The 12,010-nt window shown below is 65.3% G+C and carries 9 protein-coding genes and 1 pseudogene; 8 read left to right on the top strand and 2 right to left on the bottom strand.

Annotation, left to right across the window (positions count from 1 at the left end; genetic code table 11):
- Window positions 1-565: PAS domain-containing protein (locus tag ACK41X_RS20280; protein WP_409727011.1), on the bottom strand; the 565-nt coding region annotated here is incomplete at its 3' end.
- Between the two features lie 76 nt (window positions 566-641).
- Window positions 642-1,556, bottom strand: coding sequence for a B12-binding domain-containing protein (locus ACK41X_RS20275; protein ID WP_409727008.1), 915 nt, complete (start codon window positions 1,554-1,556; stop codon window positions 642-644).
- 253 nt (window positions 1,557-1,809) lie between these two features.
- On the opposite strand from ACK41X_RS20275, the gene bchF reads away from it, so the two are divergent.
- From bchF to ACK41X_RS20235, 8 genes and pseudogenes are all read left to right on the top strand, one after another.
- A complete protein-coding gene (gene bchF, locus ACK41X_RS20270; protein ID WP_409727005.1) occupies window positions 1,810-2,340 on the top strand; it encodes a 2-vinyl bacteriochlorophyllide hydratase in 531 nt (176 codons plus the stop codon).
- On the top strand, window positions 2,337-3,617 hold the full coding sequence (locus tag ACK41X_RS20265) for a ferredoxin:protochlorophyllide reductase (ATP-dependent) subunit N (RefSeq protein WP_409727002.1): 1,281 nt from the start codon (window positions 2,337-2,339) through the stop codon (window positions 3,615-3,617). Before bchF ends, ACK41X_RS20265 begins: the two co-directional genes overlap by 4 nt.
- A gap of 1 nt (window position 3,618) precedes the next feature.
- On the top strand, window positions 3,619-5,157 hold the full coding sequence (bchB, locus tag ACK41X_RS20260) for a ferredoxin:protochlorophyllide reductase (ATP-dependent) subunit B (RefSeq protein WP_409726999.1): 1,539 nt from the start codon (window positions 3,619-3,621) through the stop codon (window positions 5,155-5,157).
- On the top strand, window positions 5,132-8,743 hold the full coding sequence (locus ACK41X_RS20255; protein WP_409726996.1) for a magnesium chelatase subunit H: 3,612 nt from the start codon (window positions 5,132-5,134) through the stop codon (window positions 8,741-8,743). Before bchB ends, ACK41X_RS20255 begins: the two co-directional genes overlap by 26 nt.
- Entirely contained in the window at window positions 8,740-9,648 is a 909-nt protein-coding gene (gene bchL, locus ACK41X_RS20250) for a ferredoxin:protochlorophyllide reductase (ATP-dependent) iron-sulfur ATP-binding protein (protein WP_409726993.1), read from the top strand. The genes ACK41X_RS20255 and bchL overlap by 4 nt, the downstream gene beginning before the upstream one ends.
- The gene (gene bchM, locus ACK41X_RS20245; protein WP_409726990.1) at window positions 9,648-10,349 is read left to right on the top strand and encodes a magnesium protoporphyrin IX methyltransferase; all 702 of its coding nucleotides are present in this window, start codon (window positions 9,648-9,650) and stop codon (window positions 10,347-10,349) included. Before bchL ends, bchM begins: the two co-directional genes overlap by 1 nt.
- Window positions 10,346-11,779 carry a BCD family MFS transporter gene (locus ACK41X_RS20240; RefSeq protein ID WP_409726987.1) on the top strand — a complete coding sequence of 478 codons (1,434 nt, stop codon included), beginning with the start codon at window positions 10,346-10,348 and terminating at the stop codon, window positions 11,777-11,779. The genes bchM and ACK41X_RS20240 overlap by 4 nt, the downstream gene beginning before the upstream one ends.
- 24 nt (window positions 11,780-11,803) lie before the next feature.
- Window positions 11,804-12,010 (top strand): annotated as a pseudogene (locus tag ACK41X_RS20235) (photosynthetic reaction center subunit H); the annotation flags it as partial.

The following is a 12,010-nucleotide window of genomic DNA, read 5'->3' as shown; positions in this document are numbered from 1 at the left end:
ACAGCCGGATCGCGGCAGGATTGGCCTCGACAACCTTGTCGGTTGCGGCATCGACCACGAGGACCGGCTCGGCCGAGGTCTGGAACAGGATGCGGTAGCGGGTCTCGACATGGCGCAGCCGCGAATAGTCGCGCTCCATCGAAATCTGGGCTTCGACGAGACGCTGCTGCAAACTGGCCAGCGTGCGCAGATCGCGGCCGACCGCTACAAAACTGTCTCTCGCGCCAACTTTGACGACCGAATAGAGGACCGGCAGTTCCGCGCCGCTGACCGACCGATGATTGAGTTGGCGCCAGCGCGAGGTTGTGGTGCCGCTGGCTTCGTCGAGCAGAGCACGCACCTTTGGGCGGCTGTCTTCGACCAGCATCTCGATCCAGTTGCGTCCGATCCAGGCCGAAGGTTCGGCAAATTCAGCCGCAAGGTCGTCGCGCGGAAAAGCCACATCCTGAATGACGCCATGCCGGTCCACGACAAGCGCCACGTCCGCCGCGGTTGCGATCACCGTCGCCGCGGCTTCCGCATCGAGATCCCCAAGTGTCCTCTTCGGGGCCTGAAACAACGTCACGGGCGCCTCGGTTTTCTGCGACGCGAGCGCCCTCCACTGCATATCCTCCCTGGCTCTTGTTTTTGGACGCAAGATTTCAGCCACGTGTGGAAGGAAGTCCGACAAGATTGCGGGCCTGCGCGACACCAATTCTTGGATCGGTTGCGGGCATATCTCCGCCGACGACCAGAATCAGTTCCGGGTGCCGGACGAAAGCCGGACCGCACACCAGAACTCTGACCGCCGGATTCGGAGACTCGCGCCGAACGCCGCGAATTCTCGCGGCGAGCGCATCGAGTCTCTTTTCCCCGCTCACCAGAAACTCAACCACGTCGAACCATTGACTGCGCACCAGCGCGGAAAATTCGACGCTCGCCGAATCCGGTTCGATCCAGGCATCCCAACCGTCGCGGCGGAAAAATTCCGCGATCAAGGCCAGATCGAACATGAGAAAGCTGAGTTCCTGCTTCTCGCCCGGCGCTGGCGCCAGCAGAGCGCGTAATCCACAGGAATGTTGGGCGCCGAGGCTGCGGAAGGCCGCGCTGAACTCGCGCAAAAGCTGCTGCAGCCGCCACAGCGCAAGTGTCGCTGCCGCGAAATCGCAGACATCCTCGTCCCAGAGCCGGCGCAGATACCGCGCGCATGGAACCATCAATTCGAGGTAAATGGATTCCAGCGACCGCCCGCCCGAGCGCAACAACCCGATATGGGCGCTTGCGGCGTCCGCATTGTTTGACAGCACCAGTTCGCAGAAGGCCTTCACCTCCTCGCTCACGCGCTCCTCGCCGGGCAAACGCGGCGCAGCCTTCACCAGCTCGGCCCCATGCGCGCGAACGATGCGCGGCAGGATTTCAAGCGCCACCACCCGCTCGAGCGCCGCGCGGTCCGCGGCATTGGCGCGCGGTTGCGGAAAATCGAGCAAGTTGCCGGTGGAATAGCCTCCGCTGGCCTCGGTCGCATCCCGGCCGGGTGCGAGAGTGCCTGACATGGTGGACTGTCTCGGGTCGGCCATGGCTAACTCCCTCCTCAATAGAAGCCGTCCCGGAAACAAACGTCAAGTTTTCTTTACGTCTATATTGATTGACACATTCCGGCCGGCCAGATACGTTTCCTCTCTCAGGGCCGGATGCTTGCCGGCCTCGCGCAGGGGAAGCGCGATGTCTTTTGAGCGAAACATCCGTTCGGGTTTGTTGCCTAAAGCGACTGAATGCCGCCCGGACCCCTGTGGCGCTCCCCGACCGCAATCGGATTCCTCGGCCGACCGATTGTCAAGAGAGCTTTACAATCATGGCACCCGCTCCGCCTCTCCGCTTTACACTCCGGAACAGCGCCTGCGGCGGGACAATTCTCCATGGACGCTGGTGCAGGGTGTGCTGGCACCCCTTCAATTCGCGGTCTTCCTCGTCAGTCTTTTCCTCGTGGCGCGCACGCTCCTGACCGGCGAGGGTCTGTTTGTCGCCACGGTGTCCATCGTCCTGAAGACGCTTCTTCTTTATGCGATCATGGTCACCGGCAGCATCTGGGAGAAGCAGGTCTTCGGCCGCTACCTGTTTGCGCCAGCCTTCTTCTGGGAAGACGTGTTCAGCATGCTGGTGCTGGCGCTGCACACCGCTTACCTGGTCGTGCTCGTCGTCGGCTGGCTCACCCCGCATCAGCAGCTCTATCTCGCGCTCGCGGCCTACGCGACCTACGTCATCAACGCCGGTCAATTCCTGATCAAACTGCGGATGGCGCGCCTCGAAGGCCGCACGATCCGGCCGGACGAGACGTCCGAAATGGTCGGGAGCGTGCCATGACCGGGCGCCCGCAGACACCGGACCTGGCCGGCTGCGGGCAAATGCCGGTGCTGCGCGAGCGCGGACAGCGCGAGGTCTTTTGCGGCCTCACCGGCATCATCTGGCTGCACCGGAAAATCCAGGACGCCTTCTTCCTGGTGGTGGGTTCGCGCACCTGCGCGCATTTGGTCCAGTCCGCCGCGGGCGTGATGATTTTTGCCGAGCCGCGCTTTGCCACTGCCATCATTGACGAGCGCGACCTTGCCGGTCTTGCCGACGCCAATGACGAACTCGACCGCGTGGTTGCGCGTCTCCTGGAGCGCCGGCCCGATATCCGCATGCTGTTCCTGGTCGGCTCCTGCCCGTCCGAAGTGATCAAACTCGATCTGTCCCGTGCTGCCGAGCGGCTGTCACGCCAATACATGCCCGCGGTACGGGTTCTGAATTATTCCGGCAGCGGCATCGAGACCACGTTCACCCAGGGCGAGGATACCTGTCTCGCCGCGCTCGTTCCGCAATTGCCGGCCGAAACAACTGGCCATCCGTCGCTTCTGGTGGTCGGCGCGCTGGCCGACATCGTCGAAGATCAAATGACGCGTATTTTCGCGGCGCTGGGGATCGCCCCTGTGCGATTCCTCCCTCCCCGGCGCGCAGCGGAGCTGCCGCCGGTCGGTCCCGGCACCCGCGTCCTGCTGGCGCAGCCCTTCCTGTCGGAGACGGCACGGCTGCTTGAGGAGCGCGGCGCAACCCGGCTGGCAGCTCCGTTCCCGCTCGGCGTCGAGGGAACGACGTGGTGGCTGAAAGCCGCGGCGGACGCCTTCGGCATATCCGCAGCGCATTTCGATCATGTGACGGCGCCGCTTGCCGCACGCGCGCGCGCAGCGCTCAACCGTCACGCCGCGATGCTGGCGGACAAGCGCATTTTCTTTTTCCCGGATTCTCAGCTCGAAATTCCGCTCGCCCGCTTTCTGGCGCGCGAACTCGGCATGCGGCCACTGGAAGTCGGAACGCCCTATCTGCATCGCGAGCATCTGGCGCAGGAGCTGGCGATGCTTCCTGCCGAAACGAAACTGAGCGAAGGCCAGGACGTCGAGCGCCAGCTCGATCGCTGCCGAGCCGACAAGCCCGATCTCGTGGTATGCGGCCTTGGCCTCGCCAATCCGCTCGAAGCCGAAGGCTTCACGACCAAATGGTCGATCGAGCTGCTTTTCACACCGGTGCAGGGCTACGAACAGGCAGCCGATCTCGCCGAATTGTTCGTGCGCCCGCTGACGCGCCGCGATCGGCTGGTGGCCTGACATGCAGCTGACGCTCTGGACATATGAAGGCCCCCCGCATGTCGGCGCGATGCGCGTCGCCGCGGCGATGGAGGGACTGCATTATGTTCTGCATGCGCCGCAGGGCGACACCTATGCCGATCTGCTCTTCACCATGATCGAGCGTCACAACAGGCGGCCGCCGGTGACCTACACCACGTTCCAGGCGCGCGATCTCGGCGGCGATACCGCCGATTTGTTCAAGCGCGCCGCCGCCGACGCCTACGAGCGCTTCCGTCCGCAGGCGATGATTGTCGGCGCCTCATGCACCGCTGAACTCATTCAAGACGATCCCGGCGGCCTGGCGCAGGCGCTGGGCTTGCCGATCCCGGTGATCGCATTGGAGCTTCCCGCCTATCAGAAGCGCGAGAACTGGGGCGCGGCCGAAACCTTCTACCGGCTGGTGCGCGGCCTCGCCGCCCCGCGCGCCGCCGATACGCCGCGCCTGCCGGGCAAGCCAAGCTGCAATCTGCTCGGCGCAACCGCGCTCGGTTTCCGCAATCGCGACGACGTCACCGAGATCGAGAATCTGCTGACGCAGCTTGGCGTGACGATGAATGTCTGCGCACCGCTCGGCGCAACACCCGGCGACATCGCCCGGCTTGGCGATGCCGATTTCAACGTCGTGCTCTATCCCGAAGTCGCCCTGCCTGCCGCGCAATGGCTCGCGCGCAGCTTCGGCCAGCCCTTTACCAAGACCGTGCCGATCGGGGTTGCGGCGACTCGCGCCTTCATTGCCGAGATCGGAGAACTCGCCGGCCTCGATGCAGCGGCGCTCGATTCATGCGGTGAGTCGCGCCTGCCCTGGTATTCGCGCTCGGTGGATTCGACCTATCTCACCGGCAAGCGCGTCTTTATCTTCGGCGATGCGACCCATGTGCTGGCGCAGGCCCGTATTGCCGCACATGAGCTTGCCTTCGCGGTCGCGGGTATCGGCACCTATACCCGCGAATTCGCCCGTGAGGTGCGTGCGCTTGCCACAGAACTCGGCTGCGAGGCGCTCATCACCGACGACTATCTCGAGGTCGAGGCGCGCATCGCGCAGCTGCAGCCGGAACTCGTGCTGGGCACGCAGATGGAGCGCCACGTCGCCAAGCGGCTTGGCATTCCCTGCGCGGTGATTTCAGCGCCGGTTCACGTGCAGGATTTTCCGGCGCGCTATTCGCCGCAGATGGGATTCGAGGGCGCCAATGTCATCTTCGACACCCTCGTCCATCCGCTGATGATGGGCCTCGAAGAGCATTTGCTCGGCATGTTCCGCAACGACCGCGAATTCCACGACGCCGCCGGCGCCTCCCATCTCGGGCATCGCACACAGGCCCCGGTCTTGCCGGTGCGCGAGACGGCCGTGGCCGATGCCCCGATCATCTGGGCGGCCGAGGCCGAACAGGAGCTGAAGAAAATCCCGTTCTTCGTGCGCGGCAAGGCGCGGCGCAACACCGAGACTTTCGCGCAAGCCCGCGGGCTTGCACAGATCACCATCGAGACCCTGTACGATGCGAAAGCGCATTTCGGACGCTGAGGCGACGCCCGTGCGTGTCGTCATCGTGACGATGGACAGCCATCTGGCTGGCGCCGTCGAGCGTGCGCAGCTGTCGCTGAAGCGCGAACTGCCGGGCCTCGATCTGGTGCTGCATTCGGCCGACGAATGGGGCAGCGATGCCGAGGCGCTGGCGCGCTGCCATGCCGACATCGCACGCGGCGACATCGTGATCGCCACCATGCTGTTCCTGGAAGATCATATCCGCGCCGTCCTGCCGGCGCTGGAAGCGCGGCGCAACGCATGCGACGCGATGGTCTGCTGCCTTGCCGCAGGCGAAGTGGTCCGCCTCACCCGGATCGGCCGCTTCGATATGTCCGGACAGGCCAGCGGCGTGGTCGCCATGCTGAAGCGCCTGCGCGGCAGCGGCAAGCCAACGCAATCCAGCGGCCAGGGCCAGATGAAGATGCTGCGGCAATTGCCGAAGCTGCTCCGCTTCATCCCGGGCACCGCGCAGGATGTGCGCGCCTATTTCCTCACGCTGCAATACTGGCTGGCCGGATCGGAGGAGAACCTCGCCAATATGGTGCGGCTCCTGATCCAGCGTTACGCCAGGGGAGCGCGCCAGCCGCTCGGCGCTCAACTGCGCGCCCGCGCGCCGCTGCATTATCCGGATGTCGGGCTCTATCATCCGAAGGCCAAGTCGCGGATCGTCGAGAAGCTTGCGGAACTGCCGCGCGCGCGCCGCAATGCCGGCACCGTCGGCCTTCTGGTGATGCGCTCCTATGTGCTTGCGGGCAATTCCGCCCATTATGACGGTGTGATCGCAGCGCTCGAAGCCCGCGGCCTGACCGTGATCCCCGCCTTTGCCAGCGGCCTCGATGCGCGCCCGGCGATCGAGCGCTACTTCGTCAAGGACGGCAAGGCGCAGATCGATGCGCTGGTGTCGCTCACCGGATTCTCGCTGGTCGGCGGCCCCGCCTATAACGATGCGCGCGCCGCGGCCGAGACGCTTGCCAAGCTCGACGTGCCCTATATCGCCACGCATCCGGTCGAGTTCCAAACACTGGAACAATGGCAGAGCGACGCGCGCGGCCTGTCTCCGGTCGAGGCGACCATGATGGTCGCGATCCCCGAACTCGACGGCGCCATCCTGCCGATGACCTTCGGCGGGCGCTCCGGCCTCCATCCGGAATCCCGCCGGGAAATGACCGCGCATGGCGAACGTGCCGCCATGCTCGCCGCGCGCGTCGCCAGGCTCGTCGCTCTGCGCCGCACCGAGCGCGCGCAGCGCAAGCTTGCCATCGTTCTGTTCAATTTTCCGCCCAATGCGGGCAGTACCGGCACCGCGGCCTATCTGTCGGTCTTTGAGTCGCTGTACAACACGTTGCGCACACTGAAAGCCGAAGGCTATTCCGTCGAGCTGCCGGCCGATGTCGCCGCTTTGCGCGCGTGCATTCTTGAGGGAAATGCCAAGCGTTACGGCGCCGACGCCAATGTCGCGCACCGTATGTCGGCCGACGACCATGTGCGCCGGCAGCGTTGGCTGTCCGAGATCGAGAGCCAATGGGGTCCGGCGCCCGGCCGCCATCAGAGCGACGGCCGCTCGATTTTTGTGCTCGGCGCGCAATTCGGCAACGTGTTCGTCGGCGTGCAGCCGGCCTTCGGTTACGAAGGCGATCCAATGCGGCTGCTGTTCGAGGCGAGCTTCGCACCGACCCACGCTTTCTGCGCCTTCTACCGCTATCTGCGCGAGGATTTCTGCGCCGATGCCGTCCTGCATTTCGGCACCCATGGCGCGCTCGAATTCATGCCGGGCAAACAGGCCGGGTTGTCCGGCGACTGCTGGCCGGACCGGCTGATCGGCGACCTGCCGAACTTCTATCTCTACGCGTCCAACAATCCATCCGAAGGCACCCTCGCCAAACGCCGCTCGGGCGCGACGCTGATCAGCTATCTGACGCCGTCGGTGACCAAGGCCGGGCTCTATCGCGGCCTGATCGATCTCAAGAGTTCGGTCGATCGCTGGCGTGCGCTCGATCCGGATGCGGATACCGGACAGCGCACGGCGCTGGCGGCGATGATCCAGGCGCAGGCGAGCGCCATCGAACTCGCAGCCGCAGAGCCGGCATGGAACGACGCCGCGGCCGAGATCGAGCGGCTCAATCGCGACATTCTCGAACTTGAATACGCCCTGATCCCGCATGGGCTGCATGTCGTGGGTGAAGTCCCCTCTCCCGAGGCGCGCGCCGAGATGCTCGACGCTGCAGGCGTCACCGAGCCCGAGCGCCGCGCCGAACTCGACCGGCTGCTTGCGACCGATCATGAAACAAAGGCACTCATTGCCGCGCTCGATGCCCGCTATATCGCGCCGGCGCCCGGCGGCGACCTTCTGCGCACACCGGACATCCTGCCGACCGGACGCAACCTGCACGGCTTCGATCCGTTCCGGCTACCGAGCGCCTTTGCGCTGCGCGACGGTGCGCGTCAGGCCGACACGCTGCTGGTGCGTCACCGCAAGGACCATGGCGCATTGCCCGAAACCGTCGCCATGGTGCTGTGGGGCACCGACAATCTGAAGACCGAGGGCGGTCCGATCGCCCAGGCGTTGTGGCTGATGGGCGCGGAGCCCCGCCATGACAGCTATGGCCGCATTGCCGGCGCGAAACTGATCCCGCTCGAGACGCTTTGCCGCCCGCGCATCGATGTGATCGTCACGCTGTCCGGCATTTTCCGCGATCTCCTGCCGCTGCAGACCAGGCTGATCGCGGAAGCCGCGCTGATGGCGGCGCAGGCGGACGAACCCGTCGAGATGAATTTCATCCGCAAGCATGCGCTCGCCTGGCAGGCCACGCATGGCGGCGACCTCGCGCAGGCGGCGTTGCGGGTGTTTGGCAATGCCGACGGCGCCTATGGCGCCAACGTCAATCACCTCGTCGACAGCGGCGGCTGGAACGACGAGGACGAACTGGCCGAAGCCTTCGTGCGACGCAAGGGCTTCGCTTATGGCGTCGACGGCCGTGCGTCGCGGCAGGACGCCGTGCTCGCGCACATGCTCAAACACGTCGACGTCGCCTACCAGAATCTCGACTCGATCGAACTCGGCGTCACAACCGTCGATCATTATTTCGATACGCTTGGCGGCATCAGCCGCGCGGTGCGGCGCGCCCGCGGCAGCGCGGCGTCGGTTTATATCGGCGACCAGACTCGCGGCGAAGGCACGGTGCGCTCTTTAAGCGAACAGGTGGCGCTGGAGACCCGGACCCGCGCACTCAATCCGAAATGGTATGAGGGGCTGCTCAAGCACGGCTATGAGGGCGTCCGCCAGATCGAGGCGCACGTCACCAACACCCTTGGCTGGTCGGCGACGACCGGTGAGGTGGCGCCCTGGGTTTACCGCCAATTCACCGAGACCTTCGTTCTCGACGATCAGATGCGCAACCGGCTCGCCGAACTCAATCCGGTCGCCTCGGCGCGCATGGCGAACCGCCTGATCGAAGCCCATGAACGCAAATACTGGACCCCCGATCCGTCCATGCTCGATGCGCTGCGGCGGGCGGGCGAGGAACTGGAAGACCGGCTGGAAGGCATTGGTTCCCCGAGTGTCGGGCAAGGAGTGGCCGCATGAATGTTTACACCAACCCGTCCGTCGCCCGCATCCGCGCCTCGCGCCCGGACGGCGACGGCAGCGTGCAGGTCAAGCTCGATCCCGGCGTCACCATCGGCAAGGCCAAAGTCTTCTCGGTCTATGGCAAGGGCGGCATCGGCAAAAGCACGACGTCGTCCAACCTGTCGGTCGCCTTCTCCAAGATCGGCAAGCGTGTGCTGCAGATCGGCTGCGATCCCAAGCACGACTCCACATTCACCCTGACCAAGAAGCTGATGCCGACCGTGATCGACGTGCTCGAAAGCGTCGATTTCCATTCCGAGGAACTGCGCGTCGAGGACTTCGTCTACGAAGGCTATAACGGCGTGATGTGCGTGGAGGCCGGCGGCCCGCCCGCCGGCACCGGCTGCGGCGGCTATGTGGTCGGCCAGACCGTCAAGCTGCTCAAAGAGCATCGCCTGCTCGACGATACCGATGTGGTGATTTTCGACGTCCTCGGCGATGTGGTCTGCGGCGGCTTTGCCTCGCCGCTGCAGCATGCCGACCGCGGCATCATCGTCGCCGCCAACGATTTCGACTCGATTTTCGCCATGAACCGCATCGTCGCGGCGATCCAGGCCAAGGCGAAGAATTACGCGGTGCGGCTCGGCGGCGTCATCGTCAACCGCAGCGCCGGCACCGATCAGGTCGACAAGTTCAACGCCGCGACCGGGCTGAAGACGCTCGCGCATTTCCCCGATCTCGATGTGATCCGCCGGAGCCGGCTGAAGAAGGCCACCCTGTTCGAGATGGAGCCCTCGCCCGAACTGGAAAAGGTGCAGCAGGACTACATCCGCCTTGCGACCGCGCTCTGGGAGGGCACCGAACCGCTGCAATGCACTCCGCTCAAGGATCGCGACATTTTTGACCTTCTGGGATTCGACTGATGCCTAGCGCCACGTATCTCGAGCGCCGCTCGCAGCTGCAGACCTATTTCGACCGCACCGCGGCCGAGGCCTGGTCGCGGCTCACCTCCGACGCACCGGTGAGCCGCATCCGCGCGACGGTCCGCGCCGGGCGCGACCGGATGCGGACGACCCTTCTCTCGTGGCTGCCGGACGATCTGCGCGGCGCGCGGCTGCTCGATGCCGGCTGCGGCACCGGCGCGCTTTCGGTGGAGGCGGCACAGCGCGGCGCCGACGTCGTCGCGATCGACGTCGCGCCGACGCTGATCGCGCTCGCGCGACAACGCATGCCGGAGAATCTCGGAAGCGGTCGCATCGATTTCCGCGCCGGCGACATGCTCGATCCGGCGCTCGGCGATTTCGACTTCGTGGTGGCGATGGATTCGCTCATTCACTACCGCGCTGCGGATTGCGTGACTGCGCTTGCCAGTCTTTCGTCGCGCACCGGCGGCGCGATCCTGTTCACCTTCGCACCGCGCACACCGGCGCTCGCCCTGATGCATGCGGCCGGCCGTCTGTTCCCTCGTTCGGAACGGGCCCCGGCGATCCAGCCGGTCGCGCCAAAAGAACTGGCCGCGCGCATCCGCAACGAGGCCGCGCTGGCGCGCTGGCCGGTCGCCCGGACCGAACGCATCGTCAACGGTTTCTATACCTCGCAGGCCATGGAGCTTTACCGGACATGAAGCGCGCAAGCGACATCGTGGTGCGTGGCATCGTGGCGCTGGGGCCGCGCTTCCTGCCGTTTGCCGATGTCGCGACCCGCGAATTGCCGCTTGGCCGGCTATTCCGCCTGTCGCTGTTCCAGGTCTCGGTCGGCATGGCGGTGGTGCTGCTGAACGGCACGCTCAACCGCGTCATGATCGTCGAACTCGGCGTCGCGAGCTGGCTGGTGGCGCTGATGGTGTCGATACCGCTCGTCTTTGCGCCGCTGCGCGCCCTGATCGGTCACCGCTCCGACAATCACCGCTCGTTCCTCGGCTGGCGGCGCGTTCCCTATATCTGGATGGGAACGCTCTTGCAGTTCGGCGGCCTCGCCATCATGCCGTTCGCACTCCTGATCCTGTCCGGCGATACGCACGGCCCGGTGGTCATCGGCCATATTGCCGCCGCGCTCGCCTTTTTGCTGGTGGGCGCCGGGCTTCACACCGTGCAGACTGCGGGGCTTGCGCTTGCCACCGACCTCGCGCCGGCCGAGAACCGACCCCGCGTCGTCGCCTTCCTCTATGTGATGCTGCTGCTCGGGATGGTCGCAAGCGCCCTCGTGTTTGGCCTGCTGCTCTCCAACTTCTCCCAGATCAAACTCATTCAGGTCATCCAGGGTGCGGCCGTGGTGACCATGCTGCTCAACCTCGTTGCGCTGTGGAAGCAGGAAGCGCGCAACCCGCAGCACACCGCGCATCACCTGCCGCGCGTCGCGCTGCGCGATGCCTGGCGCCAGATGAGCCGGACCCCCGGCACCATCCGTCTGCTGATCGTGGTCGGTCTCGGCACCGCAGCCTTCAGCATGCAGGACATTCTGCTCGAACCCTATGGCGGCGAGATCCTCGGACTGTCCGTCGGCGCGACCACGATGCTGACGGCGCTGCTCGCGTCCGGTTCGCTGTGCGGCTTTGCACTTGCCGCCAATGTCCTGTCACGCGGGCACGATCCGTACCGTCTCGCCGCCAATGGCGCGCTGGTTGGCGTTGCCGCCTTCTGCGCGGTGATCTTCGCGTCGCCGCTGGAATCGAGCGCGCTGTTCCGCACCGGCGCCGCATTGATCGGTTTCGGCGGCGGGTTGTTCGCGGTCGGCACGCTGATCGCGGCGATGGCGATCGCCGACCGCCATCCGGTCGGCCTTGTTATCGGGGCATGGGGCGGCGTGCAGGCGACCGCCGCTGGCCTTGCGATTGCGTCGGGGGGCGCCATCCGGGATGGTGTCGCCGCGCTGTCCGCAAAGGGCGCGCTCGGGCCCGCCTTCGCCGATCCGGCCACCGCCTACAGCGTGGTCTATCACATCGAGATCGCGCTCTTGTTCGCGACCCTGATCGCCATCGGTCCGCTGATCCGCCTGTCAAACATCGCACGCTTTCACTCGCAATCGAAGTTCGGCCTCGCCGAGCTTCCGACCTGACGCAATGGTCTTGGAGGACTTGTCATGGAAAAGGGCTCAATCGTCGGTTCAATCGATACCGCACAGGTCGTTCTTTATGTCTTCTGGGTATTCTTCGCCGGCCTGATCTTTTATCTGCGCCGGGAAGACAAGCGCGAAGGCTACCCGCTGATCTCCGATCGCCGCGGCGGCGTATCGGTGATCGGCTTCCCCGAACCGCCCTCGCCCAAGGTGTTCAAGCTCTCGCACGGT

The organism is Pseudorhodoplanes sp. (genome assembly GCF_046289595.1).
Classification (GTDB): domain Bacteria; phylum Pseudomonadota; class Alphaproteobacteria; order Rhizobiales; family Xanthobacteraceae; genus Pseudorhodoplanes.
Note: the sequence above shows the minus strand (reverse complement) of the source record. Positions and strands in the feature narration are given on the sequence as shown.